Origin of the sequence: uncultured Brachyspira sp. (genome assembly GCF_934747485.1) — a bacterium.
Classification (GTDB): domain Bacteria; phylum Spirochaetota; class Brachyspiria; order Brachyspirales; family Brachyspiraceae; genus Brachyspira.
This window is the reverse complement of record NZ_CAKVGN010000056.1, coordinates 1-19489: the sequence shown is the minus strand read 5'-3', so window position 1 is coordinate 19489 and position 19489 is coordinate 1. Positions and strand designations below refer to the sequence as shown.

The 19489-nt window shown below is 28.4% G+C and carries 19 protein-coding genes; 10 read left to right on the top strand and 9 right to left on the bottom strand.

From position 1 onward, the window contains the following. Positions 1–211: 211 nt before the first annotated feature. Positions 212–1657 carry a glutamate--tRNA ligase gene (gene gltX / locus Q0H31_RS10130; protein WP_295297833.1) on the top strand — a complete coding sequence of 482 codons (1446 nt, stop codon included), beginning with the start codon at positions 212–214 and terminating at the stop codon, positions 1655–1657. 14 nt (positions 1658–1671) lie between these two features. Continuing rightward, the gene (locus Q0H31_RS10125) at positions 1672–2064 is read left to right on the top strand and encodes a response regulator (protein ID WP_295297832.1); all 393 of its coding nucleotides are present in this window, start codon (positions 1672–1674) and stop codon (positions 2062–2064) included. 352 nt (positions 2065–2416) lie between these two features. Here the strand turns inward: Q0H31_RS10125 and rpe are convergent, their stop codons facing one another. Together rpe and rnc are read right to left on the bottom strand one after the other, a co-directional pair. Beyond that, positions 2417–3064: a ribulose-phosphate 3-epimerase gene (rpe, locus tag Q0H31_RS10120; protein WP_295297831.1), complete on the bottom strand. Its 648-nt coding sequence runs from the start codon at positions 3062–3064 to the stop codon at positions 2417–2419. Positions 3065–3079: 15 nt separating this feature from the next. Then, a complete protein-coding gene (gene rnc, locus Q0H31_RS10115; protein WP_295297830.1) occupies positions 3080–3775 on the bottom strand; it encodes a ribonuclease III in 696 nt (231 codons plus the stop codon). Positions 3776–4067: 292 nt separating this feature from the next. On the opposite strand from rnc, the gene Q0H31_RS10110 reads away from it, so the two are divergent. From Q0H31_RS10110 to Q0H31_RS10100, 3 genes are all read left to right on the top strand, one after another. After that, positions 4068–5036, top strand: coding sequence for a DUF3089 domain-containing protein (locus Q0H31_RS10110; RefSeq protein ID WP_295297829.1), 969 nt, complete (start codon positions 4068–4070; stop codon positions 5034–5036). Between the two features lie 21 nt (positions 5037–5057). Further along, the gene (locus tag Q0H31_RS10105) at positions 5058–6452 is read left to right on the top strand and encodes an MATE family efflux transporter (RefSeq protein WP_295297828.1); all 1395 of its coding nucleotides are present in this window, start codon (positions 5058–5060) and stop codon (positions 6450–6452) included. A gap of 79 nt (positions 6453–6531) precedes the next feature. Continuing rightward, positions 6532–8493, top strand: coding sequence for a methyl-accepting chemotaxis protein (locus tag Q0H31_RS10100; protein ID WP_295297827.1), 1962 nt, complete (start codon positions 6532–6534; stop codon positions 8491–8493). 563 nt (positions 8494–9056) lie between these two features. Here Q0H31_RS10100 and Q0H31_RS10095 read toward each other — a convergent pair. From Q0H31_RS10095 to Q0H31_RS10075, 5 genes are all read right to left on the bottom strand, one after another. Next, the gene (locus Q0H31_RS10095; protein ID WP_295297826.1) at positions 9057–10553 is read right to left on the bottom strand and encodes a sodium:solute symporter; all 1497 of its coding nucleotides are present in this window, start codon (positions 10551–10553) and stop codon (positions 9057–9059) included. Continuing rightward, positions 10550–10675, bottom strand: a complete 126-nt coding sequence (locus Q0H31_RS10090) for a hypothetical protein (protein WP_295297825.1) — start codon at positions 10673–10675, stop codon at positions 10550–10552. The genes Q0H31_RS10095 and Q0H31_RS10090 overlap by 4 nt, the downstream gene beginning before the upstream one ends. A gap of 350 nt (positions 10676–11025) precedes the next feature. After that, on the bottom strand, positions 11026–11616 hold the full coding sequence (locus Q0H31_RS10085; RefSeq protein ID WP_295297824.1) for a hypothetical protein: 591 nt from the start codon (positions 11614–11616) through the stop codon (positions 11026–11028). A gap of 8 nt (positions 11617–11624) precedes the next feature. After that, positions 11625–12284 carry a TIGR00730 family Rossman fold protein gene (locus tag Q0H31_RS10080; RefSeq protein ID WP_295297823.1) on the bottom strand — a complete coding sequence of 220 codons (660 nt, stop codon included), beginning with the start codon at positions 12282–12284 and terminating at the stop codon, positions 11625–11627. A 45-nt stretch (positions 12285–12329) separates the two neighbouring features. Beyond that, a complete protein-coding gene (locus tag Q0H31_RS10075) occupies positions 12330–12641 on the bottom strand; it encodes a YbjQ family protein (RefSeq protein WP_013243201.1) in 312 nt (103 codons plus the stop codon). Between the two features lie 152 nt (positions 12642–12793). Between Q0H31_RS10075 and Q0H31_RS10070 the strand changes: the two genes are divergently transcribed. From Q0H31_RS10070 to Q0H31_RS10050, 5 genes are all read left to right on the top strand, one after another. Beyond that, a complete protein-coding gene (locus tag Q0H31_RS10070) occupies positions 12794–13366 on the top strand; it encodes a hypothetical protein (RefSeq protein ID WP_295297822.1) in 573 nt (190 codons plus the stop codon). A 15-nt stretch (positions 13367–13381) separates the two neighbouring features. After that, complete coding sequence (locus Q0H31_RS10065) at positions 13382–14386, top strand: calcium/sodium antiporter (RefSeq protein ID WP_295297820.1); 1005 nt, start codon at positions 13382–13384, stop codon at positions 14384–14386. A gap of 392 nt (positions 14387–14778) precedes the next feature. Further along, positions 14779–16074: an ABC transporter permease gene (locus Q0H31_RS10060; protein WP_295297834.1), complete on the top strand. Its 1296-nt coding sequence runs from the start codon at positions 14779–14781 to the stop codon at positions 16072–16074. After that, complete coding sequence (locus Q0H31_RS10055) at positions 16067–16777, top strand: ABC transporter ATP-binding protein (protein WP_295297818.1); 711 nt, start codon at positions 16067–16069, stop codon at positions 16775–16777. The genes Q0H31_RS10060 and Q0H31_RS10055 overlap by 8 nt, the downstream gene beginning before the upstream one ends. Before the next feature lie 72 nt (positions 16778–16849). Then, positions 16850–17356, top strand: a complete 507-nt coding sequence (locus Q0H31_RS10050; RefSeq protein ID WP_295297816.1) for a septum formation initiator family protein — start codon at positions 16850–16852, stop codon at positions 17354–17356. Here the strand turns inward: Q0H31_RS10050 and Q0H31_RS10045 are convergent. Together Q0H31_RS10045 and Q0H31_RS10040 are read right to left on the bottom strand one after the other, a co-directional pair. Further along, positions 17337–17936, bottom strand: coding sequence for a hypothetical protein (locus Q0H31_RS10045; protein WP_295297814.1), 600 nt, complete (start codon positions 17934–17936; stop codon positions 17337–17339). The genes Q0H31_RS10050 and Q0H31_RS10045 overlap by 20 nt on opposite strands. Then, on the bottom strand, positions 17923–19389 hold the full coding sequence (locus Q0H31_RS10040; RefSeq protein WP_295297812.1) for a CsgG/HfaB family protein: 1467 nt from the start codon (positions 19387–19389) through the stop codon (positions 17923–17925). Before Q0H31_RS10040 ends, Q0H31_RS10045 begins: the two co-directional genes overlap by 14 nt. Between the last annotated feature and the right edge of the window lie 100 nt (positions 19390–19489).

Sequence of the window (19489 nt, the reverse complement as noted above, 5' to 3'; positions counted from 1 at the left end):
AATTATGATACACCTATGCTATACTTTAAGAAATTAAGGAATTCCTAACTGCAATATGTCTGGCTCCTGTGCAAATTTTTATATAATACTAGTTATTTTTATTTATTTTTTATGTATTTTATAGGGATAAATTTATAATATTATTAATTGATATTTATTTTTTTTATTGTATAATAACTCAAGTTAATAGTAATGAAGAGGATATTTTTTTATGTCAGATATTAGAGTTCGTTTTGCTCCATCTCCAACTGGTTTTTTACATATAGGAAATGCAAGAACGGCATTATTTAATTGGCTCTATGCCAAATCTATAAAAGGAAAATTAATTTTAAGAATAGAAGATACAGATCAAGAGAGAAGCACCAAAGAAGCTGTTGATATGGCTATAAAATCATTAAAATGGCTTGGTATTGATTGGGACGAGGGTCCTGAAGTTGGCGGTGATTACGGTCCGTATTTCCAATCTGAAAGACTTGATATATATAAAAAATACACTGAAAAACTTATGGAAGAGGGTAAGGCATATTATTGTTTTTGTACTTCTGAAGAATTAGAGAAAAAATCTAATATGCAAAAAACTTTAAATCAGCCTATTATTTATGACGGCAAATGTAAGGATATACCATTAGAAGAGGCTAAGAGAAGAGTTGCTAATGGCGAGCCTGCTAAAATAAGATTTAGAGTGCCTAAAAATCAGCAGATAGTGTTTGAAGATTTTGTTAGGGGCGTTGTTAAAACTAATAGTGATGAAATTGGCGACATTATAATTGTCAGAGAGAATGGCTTTCCTACTTACAACTATGCTGTAGTTATAGATGATATGCTTATGAAGATTTCTCATGTTATAAGAGGGGAGGATCATATATCTAATACTCCAAAACAGATACTTATTTATGAGGCATTGGGAGCTCAAGTTCCTAGGTTTGCTCATACTTCTTCAATACTTGGTAATGACAGGAAAAAATTATCAAAAAGACATGGGGCTGCTACTTTAATGGAATATAAAGATGAAGGATTTTTGCCTCAAGCTATGAGAAATTTCCTTGCTTTGCTTGGTTGGACTCACCCTGAAGCTATGGAAAATATGAATGATGAAGATATGATTAAAGCTTTCACTTTAGATAGATTTTCTAAAAGTCCTGCTATATTTGATACTGCTAAATTAAGACATTTGAATGCTTGGCATATTAAAAATCTTAATTTGGACGAGGCTACAGAATTATTCTTGCCTTATCTTATACAGGGAGGCTTCTTAAAAGAAAATTATACAGAAGAAGAACATGCTTGGGCTAAAAAACTTATATCTGTAATAAGACATAATTGTGTTGTTTTATCTGACATTGTTAAATATGTTCCTGTATTTTTTGAGAATGATTTTGAGCTTACAGACGAGATGAAAGAGATTGTAAACAAAGAAGAAAGTAAAAAGCTCCTTCAGTTTATTAAAACTAATATAGAAAATGCTAATGAAATAACTGACCAATATATGAAAGATTTAATAAAACAAGCTCAAAAAGAAACAGGGCTTAAAGGTCCTAATTTGTATCACCCTATAAGGTATGTTATAACAGGAAGCAGTGCAGGTACTGAGTTATCGCATATATGTGAGCTTTTGGGTAAAGAAAATATTTTATACAGATTATCTAAATATATATAATAGGGGTATAATGTATGCTTAATGGTAAACCCTTAATACTTGCAGTAGACGATGAAGAAAATATACGTAATCTCATAACTTATACGTTTGAGCCTTATGATTTTGAAGTTATTACAGCTGAGAATGGTAAATCTGCAATAACTATATTAGAACATAATCCTGTTGATGTTATTATTACAGATTTGCTTATGCCTTCTATGACAGGTCTTGCTCTTATAAGAGAGATGAAAAAAAGAAAGAGTTCTATACCTATCATAATAATCACAGCATATGGAAACACTGATATGGTTAAAGAGATTATTGCAGAAGGTGTATTTAGACTTATAGAAAAACCTCTTGATTTTGAAACATTAGTTCCTATAGTAAATGAGGCTATAGAATATAAGAAAAATAATATTATTTTATGAACTTGCACTTTGACTAAACGTAAGATAAGAACTTAAATATTTGCACTTTTTGGTTCTTTTTGCTGCGGGAAAAAGAACAATAGAATTTTTATGAACTTAATTTTTTAACATAATATTAACATTAAAAATTATTTCTTTAAATTAATATATTTTAAGGGCTTTGCCCCCTGCGAAGCGTGCCCTTAGGGTAGCACCCCACTTCTTTTGCGACCGAAGGAAGTGCCCTTGCGGCGTACCACAAAGAAGCAAAAAGGCTACAATTTTATATATTAGAATTACAAATTACACGGCATACAAAACATAATTTATACTAAAATTATATTGAAGATTATTCAACTAATTTTAAACAAGTCTAATAATTTCTTAGTTGTTTGATAGTTTCTTTTTTATCCTTGCTGTCTATTATAGCACTTCCTGCAACAAGAAAATTTGCCCCCGCTTTTATAACATCACTATGAGTGCTTAGATTAATTCCTCCATCAACGGATATTATAATATCTCTTTGTCCTATTAGTTTTTTTGTCTCTTCGATTTTTTTTATTGATTTTGTTATAAACTTCTGACCTCCAAAACCGGGATTAACTGACATTATAAGAACATTGTCAATATCATCTATGAGAGGTTCTATAACATCAACTCTTGTATAAGGATTAAGAACAATACCTGCCTTTATATTGTGTGATTTTATTTGCATTATTAATTTATGTAAATGAATATTTCCTTCATAGTGTACGCTAATTATATCAGCCCCAGCCTTAGCAAAATCATCAATATGTTTTTCCGGATTTACTATCATTAAATGAACATCAAGAGGCAATGATGTAATTTTTTTTATATCCGCTACAATTTTAGAGCCGAATGTTATTTGAGGAACAAAACTTCCATCCATTATATCTAAATGCAAATAATCAGCTCCTGCTTCTTCAAGTTCTTTTATAGTAGATTCTAAATTAGCAAAAGATGCTGTTAATATAGATGGTGCTATCTTTATTCTATTCATTTTTATATCCTTTAATTAGTTGTCTATTTTTTCAATGTTGCTTATGGCATTTTTTGCGGCAAGCATCTCTGCTTCTTTTTTATTTTTGGCAATTCCAAAGCCGTATAAATCTGTTTTTACATAAACTTCAGATTTGAACATTATACTACAATCTTCATTATATTCAAACGATTTATATATAGGACTAATTTTATATTTCTTTTGAATAAACTCTTGAAATATAGTTTTATAATCTTTATCAAAATTATTAATATCTAATTTATCTAATATATCTTTATAAACTCTCATAACAAAGTTTTTTGTGTTTTCCAAATTTGAATCTAAATATATTGCTCCAATTATAGCTTCAAATAAATCTTCAAGCATATTATCCCTTTCTCTTCCGCCTGAAGCTTCCTCTCCTTTTCCAAGTAAAAGAAACTCTCCAAGCTTTAATTTTCTTGATATATTAGCTAAAGTATTTTGAGAAACTAAATAAGATTTAATTTTTGATAGTTTTCCTTCTTTTACGTTGCTGTATTCTTTATATATATGTTCTGATATTATAAGAGAAAGCACAGAATCACCCAAAAACTCAAGACGCTGATTATATTTCATGTTTCCATTTTCATTTGCAAAAGTTCTATGAGTTATAGCTTCAAGGAGATAGTTTTTATTTTTAAAATTGTATTGCAATACTTTTTCGCAATTAAATAATATTTTGTTTATCATAATAGATTTATGATACAATGAATAGAAAAGTAGTCAATAATAAAATAAAAAATATTTTTCATTGTTTTTTGCAAATGAGAGTAAAAGTATATTATATGCATTTTTTAAAATCAGCTATAAAAATTGTAAAAAAGTTATGTTTCAAGCAAAGTTTTATATATAATTATGTTAATTAAAAAATATAACTTTAAACAAAACATTAAATTTTTTATAATAAATATACAAAAATGATGGTTGAGTATATAAAAATTATAATTTATAATATATCTTAAAAATAAGAGGAATTTCATTTATGAATAGATTTTTATTACTTACATTATTATTAAGTATTTTGCTTTATAGCTGTAAAGAAACTAATATAGATTACTCTGATAAAAATAACTGGCTTCAAATATCAGAAGATAAAAACAATGAAGTTGATGTATTTTATTTGTACCCAACAGTATGGTATGGAGATGGCACTAATAAAGACTTTGTATGCCCTATAGATTTTAAGCCTATGAGAGAAAATGCCACAAATGCACTAATATCTCAAAGCACTATATTTGAAGAAGTAGGCAACATATATGCTCCTTTTTATAGACAAGCAGATGCATTATATATATTAGATACAAATAACAATATAAAAAACAAAGAAAAATATTTTAACAACATACCAAAAAAAGATGTGATAGCAGCATTTGATTATTTTATTAAAAATTATAATAACAATAAACCTTTTATATTGATGGGGCATTCACAGGGTGCCATGATGATAAAAGAAATATTAATAGATTATTTTAAAACTAATGAAAACCTAAATAATAGATTGGTAGCTGCATATATTATAGGATATTCTGTTACAACAAATGATTTAATAGAGAACCCGCATTTAAGATTTGCAAAAAGTGAATATGATACTGGGGTAATAATTTCTTACGACGTAGAAAGCTCAGCATTTAACGGTTATAATCCAACTCTTCTTGATGGAGCTATAGCTATTAACCCTATTACTTGGACATTAGAAGAAGATGAGGCTTCAAAAGAAAAAAGTTTGGGTTCTTGTTTTTTTGCGGGAACTAATTATAACATTGTAAGTAATTTTGCAAGTGCTAAAGTTGACAAAAAAAGAGGTGTTATAAAATGTGATTCTATTAACGCAGATGATTTTTATATTGATAATATGTTTGAAAAAGGGAATTATCATGTATTTGATATAGCATTATATTATAATGACTTGAAAGAAAATGCTAAAAAGAGAGTAGGGGCTTTTTGGAAATAATAATATAAAAGGGTATCTTAAATGGAAAATACAAAACAAATAGAATTAGCCACTAAACCTCTTGGAAGATTATTATTCAAATTATCAATACCTGCTATATTGGCACAGATTATTAATGTTTTATATAATGTTGTTGATAGAATGTATATAGGTCATATTGAGGATATTGGAGCCATTGCTTTAACAGGTGTAGGGGTTACTATGCCTATAATAATGGCAGTATCAGCATTTGCATACCTTATTAGTATGGGCGGAGCTCCGCGTGCTTCTATTATGATGGGTAAAAAAAGCTATGATAAAGCAGAAGAAATATTAGGAAATTCTGCTATGGCTTTAATAATTATAGCTATTACAATTACTATATTTTTATTGATATTTGCTAAGCCGCTTCTTTTATTATTTGGTGCGAGCGAAAATACTATTATTTATGCTTTGAGATATTTGAGAATATATTCCGTAGGAACCATATTTGTGCAATTAGCATTAGGCTTAAATGCATTTATCACAGCACAAGGAAAAGCAAAAACAAGTATGTTTACAGTTTTAATAGGAGCTATTTGCAATATAATATTAGACCCTATATTTATATTTGGATTTAATATGAATGTTAGAGGTGCTGCACTTGCTACTATAATTTCTCAGGCTGTGTCTTGTTTATGGATACTATATTTTATGACTTCCAAAAAGACTTTATTAAAATTAAAAGTTAAATATTTAAAAATATATCCTAATGTAATACTTCCATGTTTGGCATTAGGTTTTTCTCCGTTTATTATGCAATTTACAGAGAGTATTTTATTTGTATCTTTTAATACTTCTTTATTTAAATATGGAGGAGATTTAGCTGTTGGTGCTATGACTATATTAAGCAGTATAATGCAATTTTCTTTTCTTCCAATATATGGTTTAACTCAAGGCTCTCAGCCTATAATAAGCTACAATTACGGAGCTAACAATATTGACAGAGTAAAAAATACTTTTAAAATACTTCTTATAAGCAGTATAATGTTTTCTACTTTAATGTGGATAATTTCTATGTTTTTTCCATATTTATTCGTTAGGATATTTACAAGCGATGAATCTTTAATTAATTATAGCATATGGGCTTTAAGAATATATATGGCAAGCTCTCTTATACTTGGAGCACAATCGGCATGTCAGCAAACTTTTGTTGCCTTGGGTAATGCTAAGATTTCGGCTTTTTTAGCAATTTTAAGAAAAGTTATACTTCTAATACCTTTAATCTTTATACTGCCAATATTTTTTGAAAATAAGGTTATGGCGGTACTTTTGGCTGAGCCTATAGCAGATATTATAGCCGTATTAACTACTGTAACTATGTTCTATATTTTCTTTAAAAAACTTATAAAAAATATTGAAAAAAATGATAAAAAGTTTAGAATAACAACAATTTAATAGATGTAGTTTATTTTAAAAAACTAATGACGAAAATATATAAATATGTATTTTTTAGTAAAATATATTGGAGATAAGTATGTTTAAAAAATTAAATTTACAGGCAAAAATCAGTGCCGTTATCTTAATTCCATTTTTGCTGATGATTATTGTTTCCGGTGCTATAAATGTAAAATCTGTAAGCACTATCACTAAAGATTTATCATATAAAGTTCTTGAACAAAGTTCTACAGGTGAAGCTACTATATTACAATTTTTCTTAAGAGAGGAATTATTATATACAACAGGTTTACAATATGATGTTGAAACATTATATAATGATGGTACTAGAACAAGAACAGTATATGAAAACATGATAAATAACTTTTTGGATAAAATGCATCCAAATGTATGCGGAATGTCTATTACATTCTTACCAAATTATGTAGGAGATGACATAAATTACATAAATGACCCAAAATATTCTGCAGCAAATGGTCAATTTAGCTATTATGTTGCTAGAAGCGGAAATCAAAAAGAATCTAGAGGTTTTACATCTCAAGAATTAACAGAAGATTATATAACAAAACCATTATCAACAGGAAAACCTTATATTACACCTATATATGAATATTTGTTGTTTGGAACTAAAAAAGAGCAAATATTTAGTTGGTGTGTACCTATTAGAAATAATGGAAATGTTATTGGGGTTATAACTACAGATATATTAGTTTCTTCTATTAATTCTTTAGTAGCAAATATACAGCCTTTTGACGGAGCTGAAGCTTCATTATTTGATAGCGACGGAAATATATTATATGATGCACAAGATACAAATAATGTAGCTAAACAATTATATGCAGCTTATGATTATTATAAACAATATAATGTATTAGACCAAATCAATAAAGGAGTATCAACAAACTTCTCTGCTTATAGTGCAAAATTAAAAAATAATGTTACATATACATTTGTACCATTAGAACTTACATCAGGACAGTATTGGGGACTAAAATTGCTTGTTCCAAACAATGTTATCTTTAGAGAAAGCAACAATATAAGAAATAGAATTATTATTATTTCATTAATTATTATGATTGTAGCATTTGTTCTTACTCCGCTTATCATCAAAAAGAAAGTAAGCAATGTTATTTATCTATTAGCACAAGATATGACTAAATTATCAAACGGAGATATATCTTGGAATCCGCCTGCACAGTTCTTGGCATTAACTGATGAATGGGGAATTATAGCTAAGGGTATGCAAAATACTATAACTAACCTTAATAAAATAGTTCAAACTGTTAAAAACTCTGCTGAGCATGTATCTACTGCTGCAAATGAAGTTTTGAGCGGAAATAATGACCTTGCAAGCAGAACTGAAATGCAAGCTTCAAGTTTGGAAGAAACTGCTTCTTCTATGAATGAAATAGCGAGCAATATAAATGAATCTGCTGATGGTGTATTAAAAAGCTCTCAAATGGTTATGGAGGCTAAAGAATATATAAACAGAGTTGGAAATATAGTTAAAGAAAGTGTTATAAAGATGAATGATGTTAATGAAGCTAGCGGTAAAATTATGGATATTACCAAGCTTATAGAAAATATAGCTTTCCAAACAAATATACTTGCTCTTAATGCTTCTGTTGAGGCAGCACGTGCAGGAGAGCAAGGAAGGGGATTTGCTGTTGTTGCTTCTGAGGTAAGAAACTTAGCACAAAATGCTCAGGAATCTGTAAAAAATATTACTAACCTTATTAATGACAGTAATGATAAAGTTACTTTAGCTACTGAAAGTGTAAAAGAATCTCAAAGTATATTTATAGAGTTGGAAGAGAAAATGGATAAAGCGGCTGATATTATGGAAAAAATAAATAATGTTTCACAAGAGCAAAAAAGAGGTGTGGAACAAATAAACTTAGCTATTATGGAAATGGATAGCTCTGTACAAAAAAATGCTGCTTTAGTAGAAGAGGCTACAGCTGCTTCACAATCTCTATTGGAAGAATCAAGAGATTTAACAAAATCTATTGAATATTTCAAGCTTAGAGAAGAAGAATAATTTATTATAATTAAGAATAATTATTAAAAGAGTATGTTTTAGAAATAGTGCCTAACATACTCTTTTTTATTATATAAACAAATAATTAATTTAAAAAACGCACGGTTAATATTCTATTCATTTACAATAAAAATTATAATCCTTGTTTAATTATATATTTTCTGCTCGTTTTGCGTGCGGTTATAAAGCATAAAATTTAAATAACACTTGGGCGGGTAATTAATAATTCTTTTTGAGTTTTAAAAGAAATAGAAACAAAAATGACAATAAAGGCAGCAAATATATAGGGTGGGGTGTGTAAATAGATTTTAGATATATATTTTATTTAAAATCTAAGCTATTTTAATTTAATAAAGTTTAATAAAAATCACACCGCACGGTAAGCGACATTATAAAATATGATTAATTGTAAATTATAATTTAATTATATATTAATAAGTTATTTAACGTGCGTTTAATAGACTTAAAAATAAATATATTTTTTATTATAAAAAACTAGAAATTATAAATTAAAATAATAGTAGGATAAATAAATATTATTTTCCTACTATTATTGTTTATTATTAATCAACGTTATCTGCAACAGAGTCTATACAATTTTCAATATTTGTTGTTTTATCTTTACTAAATTCTTTTTCTTCTGATTTTTCTTTAATTAGCAATGCAGAAAGTATATATACAAAACAAGCACATAATCCAGCATATATAGGAGCCTCTACCCAACCAACATTTAATTTTAATATAAATATTGTACTTGTTACTAAACCTGTAATCATAGAAAGTAAGCAAGCAGTAATATTAGCCTGTATGAACGGTTTCATCATAATAGGTCCAACAAACATAGCAATAAGCCCGCCTGTTCCAATGTATGCTATTTGATTAAGCATGCCTTGAGGAGCTATATAAGTTAATACAAGTCCCCAAACACCAGTAAATATTACTCCTATTCTGTTTATTATAGTGCTGCTTTTATCTGCTTTATCAGTAAATGCTACAAATAAATCATGAGAGAGAGAAGAAGCTAATGCTTGTAATACAGAGCTTATTGTAGAAAGCATAGCAAATAATATAAACAATATAATCATTCCTCCAATAGCAGGCGGAAGATATGAAGTTAAAAATACAGGCATAGCACTGTCGGGGTTAGGAAGATTAGGATTCTTATAAAACATATAAAGCCCAACTATTGGAACTAAACTTAATATTATACCCATAGGTGCCATTATCAAAGCCATAGCAGGAATATTAATCTTATCTTTGAATGATAAAAATCTCACAGACATATAAGGCAATGTTGTAGTAAATAAAAATGCATATATGAATACCAAAAATACTTTATATTTACCTTCTCCATAAGGATTAGATGTTGTAGGGTTAATAAACTCCGGCTTAATAGCTCCTACAGTATTGATAAGCTCAGTCATAGAAACATCTTTTATTATTGTAAGATAAACTATTATAGAAGCTACAAGCATACCAATACACATTATAGTATCAGTAATAGCAACGGCAAGTAATCCTCCTTGAACAGTAAATATTATAATAACAATCATAAGTATTATAGAGGCTAAATGTTCGGATACTCCAAGCCACTGTGAAGCAACTAACCCTATAGCTCTTATTTGCCCTATTATATATACAGATAAAAATACAAAAGTAGCAATTCCGCCAAGACCATGAACTATTCTCTTTTGAGTTTTATCTCCATTATGAGTTTTAGCAATATATTCCGGTACAGTAAAACCTCCGGCTTCCTGAGCTTTTTTCTTCATAAATCCAGCAAAAAATAATGTTCCGAAAGTAATAGCAGGAGCAAAGAAGAAGTTAGCGAATATCTCTATAGCTCCATAAGCATAAGTAGTGCCGGGAGAACCGATAAAACCCCAACCGCTATAACCTGTAGCCATCAATGTACCAGCACCAACAAAAGCCCCTATTGATTTTGCTCCGAGTAAAAATCCTTCAGAGCTTCCCTTTTTTATTTTTAATTGTGTCCAAAAACCAATTGCTATCAAAATTAAAGATGCCAATATTAATATAATCCAATTTCCAACCATCATTTTTTATCTCCTTTACTATTATTTTTATCATTTACTGTTTTATATAAAAATGCTGCTAATGGTACTATAATCAAAACCACACAGCCATACAAAAAATAGTCTATAACCCATGAACCTGTCATAGTATACTCCTTAAAAAAATTAAAATACTAATAATGTTTAATTAATAAAATAGTGGATATATAAGACTATTAACGCCTGAATTTTATAGATTTTTTTGATTTGATAAATTTATGATTTGGAGAAAAGAAGTAAAGCATTTGGGAATGCTTAGTTTTATTGAATGATGCACAAAGCATATAACATACTCTCCAAAAATTATATTTTCATGCTAAATTAAAATAATATTTTTGTCAAGTATTTTTTTAGATTTTTTTATTTTTTTATAATATTAAAAATATGCTAACAATTTAGTAAAAGAGAGTTTTAAAACATTAATTTTTTAAAATTAAAATATCTGTAAATTATATTTTTAATTATAAATTTCTTTTAATTTTGTTTCATCATAAAAAGAAAGTCTATATGAATATAGTTTTATAGTTTTATCTAAACTATTCAAATCAGGCTTTACATACAATGATACGCTTGATAAATCTGAATACCACCATATAGTGTATTCTTCAAAAGGTTTATTGTAGTATGAATAATATTTTATATCTGTTGAAGATGAGTTGCCATATTTGAATGTTATTTTTTCTTTTATGTCTTCTATATCAGTTGCCTGAGAAGGGTAATAAAAATCATTGTTGTTATAACTATAGCCTATATGATTACATACTTCTATTCTATAAAGATAGTCATTATAAAAATATAGATAATATGCCAACTTATCATCAACGTTTTTATATATATTTAAAACAGTGCTTTCATTTAATTGAACTTCTTGATGAAAGTTAGCATATAACTCTGTATTATAATTTGTAATTTTGTTATTAGCTTCTTCTATATTCATTCCAAATTTAAGGCTTTTATATCCGTCCAAATTAAAAAACTCTGGAAGCCCTTTTAATTGTGCAAATAGAAAGTTGCTGAAAATAAAAATAATTACAAAAACTTTATACATAATTTTGTTTATTTTCTATTATAAAAATTATTAATTATACTAAGCACTTCCTTAGGGTCATCAGTATGATGCATAAGATTTAAATCATCTTTGTCTATATACTTTTCATTAATCATATCTTTTTCTATCCAATTCATAAGCCCAGTATAAAATTTTTTGTCAAGTACAATTATTGGTATTTTATTTAATACTTTAGTTTGTACGAGGGTGAGTGTTTCAAACATTTCGTCCATAGTACCAAATCCGCCCGGAAATACAACTAAAGCCTTAGCATATTTTACAAACATAACTTTCCTTGCAAAGAAATATCTAAACTTAATTTCTTCTTTTACATAGGGATTAGTTTTTTGTTCAAAAGGCAATTCTATGCATAAGCCAATAGAGTTTCCATTAGCATCAAAAGCTCCTTTGTTTCCTGCTTCCATTATTCCAGGACCTCCGCCTGTAATGATATCATATTTGTTTTCTGCCAATAATTTTGCAGTTTCATAAGCTAATTTATAATGCGGATGATCCGGCTTTGTTCTTGCACTTCCAAACATTGTAACGGCATTGTTGTATATAGACATAGTTTCAAAACCATCAACAAACTCGCCCATTATTCTAAATATACGCCAAGCCTCTTCATTCATATCTAAATCTTCAAATTCTGTGCTTTGTCTTCTCATTTAATTTCCTTTTTAAAAAATTTTTTTGTTTTTTTAATTGATTTTTTATTTTAATATAATAGCTGTGCCGTAAGCAACAACCTCTGTAGTGCCCTGCAATACTGAAGAAGTGCTGTAATTAACTCCTATTATTGCATTAGCTCCAAGTTTTTTAGCTTCTTCTATCATTCTGTTTGTAGCTATATCTCTTGCTTCATTTATCATTTCTGTGTAGCTTGTTACTTCACCGCCGACTAATGTATTTAAAGAAGCTAATATATCTTTTCCTATATGTTTTGATTGTACAATATTACCTTTAACTAAACCTAATAATTCATAATTGTTTGTAGGTAAATAGTCTACGCTGAAAATTTGCATATTTTTTATCCTTTTTATGTTTTATATTGTATTATGTTAATTAAGTCGGAAATTACTACCTTAACTTGATTATTTTTAAGTTTGTATAATTTGAATTTAATTAAAAATATCATTATAATAAATACTATTAAAATAATAATAGGTGTTTTATTATGAAGGCTAATACTATAAAAAATGTATTTACAATGGCTAGTTTATATTTTTTAAGGAATATTTTAAATATTTCTTGTAAATTGCTTCCTTTTCTCATAATAGCATTAACTCTGTTAAACTTGAGTAATACTATTATTTTTAATTGGAGAGATATTGTATTACTTCTAATTTTGGAAGCTATTTTAATTATTGGTACTATTATTTTTTATTCATTGTTTTTTAATAAAAATAAAAATGCAGAAACTAAAGAAAATACTGAAAGCAATTCTGAAGATAATTCAAAAACAAATGATATAAGCACACAAACAAAAAATAAATTACCTATTCTTAATATAGCTGTAGCTTTTTTAGTATTTTTAACTTTTATATTTATAATACTAAAACTATTTAATGCTGTTACTTGGGGCTGGGGTTGGGTATTATTTCCATTGTGGTTTTCTACTGCTTTAATAATAGCAATACTTATAATATTTATAATTTATTTAATAATATCTATTATAGCCAAAAAAAATAATAAAAATAACAAAGCTGATATGGAAGGCAATAACAATACAGAAAATAATAATAATTAAAGGATAATTTTATATATGGCAAATATTTTACTCTATATAGTTTTTACAGTTGCAGGAATACTTCTATTATATCTTGGAGGTACATATATAGTTGATGGCAGCGTGATGATTGCAAACAAATTAAAGATTCCTCCTATAGTGATAGGGCTTACAGTTGTTGCAATGGGAACATCTATGCCTGAACTTTTTGTTAGTTTATTTGGTGCTGTGAGGGGAGAGAGTGCTATTGCGGTTGGTAATGTTATTGGGAGCAATATATTTAATATAGTATTTGTGCTTGGGGTATCTGCTTTATTTATGGATATGGCAGCGGGTAAAAAATCTTATCATGTATCTATGCTTTCTATGTTTATAATGTATGCTGTATTATTTGTTACTTTATTTAATTTTAATACTAAGAGTTTAATTGGTGATAAGATATCTGTTGCAGAGGGTGTAATACTTTTAGTTTTGCTATGCATATATGTTTATTATTTATATACTGTTGTATCTAAAGATAAAGATGAGCTTGCTATATTTGAAAAAGAGGTCTCATCATCTACAAAGACATATAGTATATATAGGGCTATATTTAAAATTGTGTTGTCAATATTTGCTCTTGCTGTTGGTTCGGATATATTTTTGAAAGGTGTTACTGGAATATTTAGAAATTTTATAAGCGAGCATATTATTGGCTTTATAGTTGTTGCCGTTGGTACAAGCATACCAGAATTGGTTACAAGTGTTATAGCTGCTTCAAAGAAAGAAGCTGATATATCTATAGGAAACATTGTTGGAAGCAATATTTTTAATGTTGGTGCTGTGCTTGGCATATCTTCTATAGCTTCATTTAAGTTTGGAGGAATAGTTTTACCTGCTGCACAAAATTATTTAATAGACTATATTATTATGGTTTTAAGCGGTTTAATATTGTTGTTATTTACTTTAAGAGGAAGAAGTTTAAACAAGGTAAAGGGAATTATATTTTTAGTAGTGTATATATTTTATGTATTATACTTATTAAAAACTACTTCTGTGTAAATATAGTTTAAAAATTTATATACCTAAACAACTATGTTATTTTTATAGATATTTTATCAACTTTTTCCCGCCGCAAAAAGTTGCAAAAAGTGCAAGTTTTTAGCTTTATATTTAGATAATATATAAACAATATATTGTATTTTGATTATACATAAGTAATACTTCATCAAAATGCAGTCTTTTTGCTTCTTTGGGTCACGCCGCCGGCACTCCCTTTGGTCGCAAAAGAAGTGGGGGTGTGCACCCTCCGGGCACGCTTCGCAGGGGGCAAAGCCACCACAAACAAAAAACTTAAAATAGATTTTTTGACAAAGTTAAAAATTTTCAGTATAATTAAACTATCAATTAAATTACTTTTAATTTTTTGGAGTTTTCTTTTGAGATTAGAATTAATGTTAGGTGTGAGATACCTAAAAGCTAAAAAGAAGTTTTCATTTGTTTCTATAATTACAGTGATATGTATACTCGGCATACTTGTGGGCGATATGGTAATGATTACTGTTTTATCTGTTATGAATGGCTTTCAAGATGATATAAGAGATAAAATACTTGGAATGAGGGCTCATATAAATATCAGTGCCTATGGGGATCAGCCGCTTTTAAACTATGAGTATGTTGTAGATAATATTAAAGACAATAAAGAGATAACAAGTATTTACCCTTATATAGTTCTTCCTTCAATAATGCGTACATATACTTTTACTACATTAATTACAGTCCGTTCATTTGAAGATGATATATTTACAAAAGACAGGGACTTTATTAAGTATTTCAATTTTATAGAGGGGGACAATAAAAATTTAGGTACTAATGATGCTTTGATAGGCTCTGAGATGGCAGATGATTATGCTTTATCTGTTGGCGACACTATAGATATAGTTTCTGCTTCTGGAAGTTTTGAAAAAGGGTTTAGACCTCAAAAAACAACTTTTACAATAAAGGGAATATATAAAACAGGCTATTATGAATATGACAGTAAAATGGTGATAGTACCTCTAAAAACAGGGCAGGCTATGATGGGGTATGAAGGCGGTGTAACAGGTGTAGCTGTGAAAATAAATAATTTCTTTAATGCAGATAAGGTTGCAAAAGATATAGATTTATCATTAAAGCAGTTTTATAATGTTATGCCTTGGATGCTTTTTGACAGAAACTTTTTTCAGGCACTTCATACAGAAAAGCTTATGCTTGGTTTAATATTATCTTTTATAATACTAATAGCAGCATTAAACATAGCATCAAGCCAGATAATATTTGTTAAAGATAAAAGAAGAGATATTGCCATAATAAAGACTCTTGGCTTAAGACCTTCAAATGTAGCTAAAGTATTCTTTTTGGAAGGGGCTATAATAGGAGGCGTTGGCACTATATTAGGAGTGATATTTGGAATACTTCTTGCAAGTTATGTAAATGAAACTTTAGAGTTTATAAGGGCATTTTTACAGTCTATAGTAAGCATTATATGGTTTATACCAACACATATAAGCCCTTCTATAACTGTGCCTATTGTACCTGATTTCTTCCCGCCTGATATTTATTATGTAAGCAATGGGCTTCCTTCAATAGTGCGTTTTTCACAAGTTTTTATGGTTGCTTCTATATCATTCTTACTTTCTGTTTTATTTGCTATAATACCTGCATATATAGCAAGCAAATATAAACCTGCTGAGGTGTTGAGATATGAATAATAATATGAATAGCAATATTACTAATAGAGAAGTTTTAATAAGTATAGACAAGTTAGTAAAAACATATGTTGGACCTCCAAAAGTTGAAGTATTAAAATCTATAAGTTTGGATATTTATAAAAATGAGATATTGGCTATTACCGGAGAATCTGGAAGCGGTAAGACTACACTTTTAAACCTCATAGGCGGTATAGATGATATTACATCGGGAAGCATTAATATAAACGGCAACAATATAGGAAAGATGAATGAGGGGCAGTTGGCTAAGTTTAGGAACAAGTCTTTGGGTTATGTGTTTCAATTTCATAATTTGCTTGGAGAGTTTAGTGCTATAGAAAATGTGATGATACCTGCTTTAATGTTAAAATATGATAAAAAAAATGCACGCTTAAAGGCAGAAGAATTGCTTGATACTGTGGGGCTTAAAGATAGAATGCATCATAGGATAGGGGAGCTTTCAGGCGGAGAGGCACAGAGGGTTGCTATTGCGAGGGCTTTAATTAATAGTCCTATGGTTGTGTTGGCTGATGAGCCTACAGGAAATCTGGATAAAAAAAATGCTGAAATTATTAGAGAGATTTTATGGGATATGACTAAAAAAACTTCATCTACTCTAATCATTGTAACGCATTCTTTGTCTATTGCGAGCATGGCTGATAGGAAATTACGATTAGAATATGGAGAAAAAATAGTAGAATACTGATATTTTAATATTGGCATAATTAATTTTTAGATTTTACTTCCGATAATAAAGTGTATATTTTATAAGGTTCTAATGATTATGCAATTTAATATAAGGCTCAGAGCAGAAATTTTTTATAGTATAGTAGTAATTGGTTTAATGTTGATGATTTTTTTATTCGTGTTTAGTTCTAAGGGTTTTGTTAATATAGATAAGCAAAAGCAGGCTATAGAAAAAAAGAAGGCAAGAATAGAAGAACTTGATAGAAAAAAGAAAAAGATATTAAATAATATAGATAGACTTACAAATGACAGAGAATATATACTCTCATATGCTAAGACATTTGGATATTTAGATAGTTCTAAAAATGAAAAAATAGTAAAAATATTACGTGATAATAACAAAGATTCTTACAGCGTTTACAGCTCTGAAGAATATATAGAGAATGATAATGAAATGGCAGTTATTAATTCTAAAGGAGTTATTATTTTAGCTATATTTTTAGCTATTAGTTTTATTATTTATGTTTTATTTGTTAATAGACATATTTTCATCAAGAAACATAGCAGCAGTAATGTAGTTAATTGTAAGAGTAGTTAAAACTAAACATTATTCCAGCATCTTTTTGAAACGGCTCATAATAAGGCACAAAATTAAAGCTCAATCCATCTTTTTTCTTACCGTAAATTCTCTGATAGCTATCATAAGCAACTGTAGCACCAAATATAACCGCAGCTGTAATTTCAAATATTGTAGCGGACACCCATAAGGATTTATATCTCGACCTTCCGCTTGTTGATGGCTGAACAAATGAGTTTTCTATAGTATCAAGTCCGAATACTATAAGTGAAGCATAACTATATGACAAAAATCCTGCTAATATAAAAGTTACTTCTGTATATCTAAAAGGGTTGCTTCTATATGGTTCTTCTGGTATTACAGATGAGCTTATAACGCCATTTTGATTTATAATATTTGTTCCTTTCATTTCAAATATAGATTTAACACTATTAGTATCTATGCTGTATTCAGAGCTAAGTATTTCATTATTTTCTATGATAGGAGTTTTGCTTTCTATACTATTAGTGCTTGGCATATTTGTTGAAGGTGCAAAATAAAAAGCTCCAAAAGATATTTTAGCAAATAATAAAAATAGTATTATGCTTTTAAAAAAGTCCATATATTCCTGCCATAAACTCTAATCCTGTTAGATTGACTGTTTGTATCTCTTCAGGCATATTAAAGCTATTATCTTCATAATATGTTCCAGCATTAATTGGCTTGGTATAAAATCTATATCCTGCTGCCACATTAATGCCTAATGTATCAGTTATATTATACTGTATATTTGCTAAAAATCCAATACCCAACATTATATCTGTTGAGCGTATTTTTGTTTCGTTTGATATTAATAGATTTCCATCTCTATAATCTCCGCCATATACTTCGCCTATATCTGTAAAAGTTACACCGAGACCAACATATGGAGTTAATACGAATCTTAATATTTCCTGGTATATTTTTATGTTTATATCAAAATTAAATCTTGTATCAATTCCATAGCTTGTTTTGAAAAAATCGCCAAATAATAGTCCCATACTCATATTAGGAGAAAATAGCTGAAAATCATACCCGAATTTAAGATGCATTCCTAAAGCGTAGTCATTTTTATTTAGGTTTACTTTTATTTTACCAGCAGAGTTTGTGCTTTGAAACTCTTTTACTAAAGGATTAATCTTGTAGGAAGCATAATTTATATTAAACCCAAAAATAAAATTACCTATATAGGTTTCTCTTACAATATCTCCTACCTGTATATTTTTTCCTCTTGATATGGTTGCTACAGAATATTCACTTCCCATATCTTTTATTCTTAAAGTACCTTTTTCTTTATATTGACCCTCTATAACATTTCCAGACGGCAGAATTATATCTTCAGATTTTGAATATACTTTAAATCTTGTGTTTTTACTAAGTCCCTGATCATATCCTGCCAAAAGTATAATATTTCCGTCTGTAATATCAGATATTTTTAAAGTTATTTTGAAAATATTTCTCATTTTGTTGGCTACTTTATAAACCAAATCATTACAAGCTTCATCAATGGCAGCATCTCTAAAAGCCTGCGATGGATATCTGTCTATAGAATAATAGCTAGAACCGCTTATTTTTGAAGAGTATAATATTTTTGTTGTAGAAACATCAACTATTTGTAAAACCAAATCTACATCAGCATATATTGTTCCTGTTCCGTCATAGCTGTCATAATCGTATCTGGTGCTTGAATGAGTTATCTTTCCTGTAATTGCCTTGCTGTATCCGTATATTTTTCCCATTTCTATAACTTGCTTATCTGTAATTCCTGTTAATTGAAGCTCCATTTCTTTTAAGTATTTATCTAAATTTTTTCTATCTACTATATTAAACCTTTTCATTCTAATGAGGGAATTTTCTATTAATGTTGTAACTTTATTTCCTAAATCTTTACTGTATCCTGTAGAAACATCTTGTATTTCAAATACGGCTATATTTTCTTTTATATATTTTTCTGTTATTTCATTTCTTGTAATTTGCGAAAATAGATTTGTGCAAAATGATGTTATAAAAATAATGCAAAGTAATTTTCTAATCATATATTTATTTAATAATTAAAATTTTTGGGGCTGTCCTAGATAACTAAAAAAGCTCCTTTCTTGCTAAATTATATATAATTTCCAACTGTTTTTCAACTTT

Excerpts from the sequence above, each read along its gene's own strand:
- rpe (WP_295297831.1), bottom strand. The coding sequence starts at position 3,064 with ATGAATAGAATAAAGATAGCACCATCTATATTAACAGCATCTTTTGCT.
- Q0H31_RS10045 (WP_295297814.1), bottom strand. The coding sequence starts at position 17,936 with ATGGACTTTTTTAAAAGCATAATACTATTTTTATTATTTGCTAAAATA.
- Q0H31_RS10070 (WP_295297822.1), top strand. The coding sequence starts at position 12,794 with ATGAAGGCTAATACTATAAAAAATGTATTTACAATGGCTAGTTTATAT.
- gltX (WP_295297833.1), top strand. The coding sequence starts at position 212 with ATGTCAGATATTAGAGTTCGTTTTGCTCCATCTCCAACTGGTTTTTTA.
- Q0H31_RS10060 (WP_295297834.1), top strand. The coding sequence starts at position 14,779 with ATGTTAGGTGTGAGATACCTAAAAGCTAAAAAGAAGTTTTCATTTGTT.
- Q0H31_RS10080 (WP_295297823.1), bottom strand. The coding sequence starts at position 12,284 with ATGAGAAGACAAAGCACAGAATTTGAAGATTTAGATATGAATGAAGAG.
- Q0H31_RS10125 (WP_295297832.1), top strand. The coding sequence starts at position 1,672 with ATGCTTAATGGTAAACCCTTAATACTTGCAGTAGACGATGAAGAAAAT.
- Q0H31_RS10065 (WP_295297820.1), top strand. The coding sequence starts at position 13,382 with ATGGCAAATATTTTACTCTATATAGTTTTTACAGTTGCAGGAATACTT.
- Q0H31_RS10110 (WP_295297829.1), top strand. The coding sequence starts at position 4,068 with ATGAATAGATTTTTATTACTTACATTATTATTAAGTATTTTGCTTTAT.
- Q0H31_RS10105 (WP_295297828.1), top strand. The coding sequence starts at position 5,058 with ATGGAAAATACAAAACAAATAGAATTAGCCACTAAACCTCTTGGAAGA.
- Q0H31_RS10085 (WP_295297824.1), bottom strand. The coding sequence starts at position 11,616 with ATGTATAAAGTTTTTGTAATTATTTTTATTTTCAGCAACTTTCTATTT.
- rnc (WP_295297830.1), bottom strand. The coding sequence starts at position 3,775 with ATGATAAACAAAATATTATTTAATTGCGAAAAAGTATTGCAATACAAT.
- Q0H31_RS10040 (WP_295297812.1), bottom strand. The coding sequence starts at position 19,389 with ATGATTAGAAAATTACTTTGCATTATTTTTATAACATCATTTTGCACA.
- Q0H31_RS10050 (WP_295297816.1), top strand. The coding sequence starts at position 16,850 with ATGATTATGCAATTTAATATAAGGCTCAGAGCAGAAATTTTTTATAGT.
- Q0H31_RS10075 (WP_013243201.1), bottom strand. The coding sequence starts at position 12,641 with ATGCAAATTTTCAGCGTAGACTATTTACCTACAAACAATTATGAATTA.
- Q0H31_RS10095 (WP_295297826.1), bottom strand. The coding sequence starts at position 10,553 with ATGATGGTTGGAAATTGGATTATATTAATATTGGCATCTTTAATTTTG.
- Q0H31_RS10090 (WP_295297825.1), bottom strand. The coding sequence starts at position 10,675 with ATGACAGGTTCATGGGTTATAGACTATTTTTTGTATGGCTGTGTGGTT.
- Q0H31_RS10055 (WP_295297818.1), top strand. The coding sequence starts at position 16,067 with ATGAATAATAATATGAATAGCAATATTACTAATAGAGAAGTTTTAATA.
- Q0H31_RS10100 (WP_295297827.1), top strand. The coding sequence starts at position 6,532 with ATGTTTAAAAAATTAAATTTACAGGCAAAAATCAGTGCCGTTATCTTA.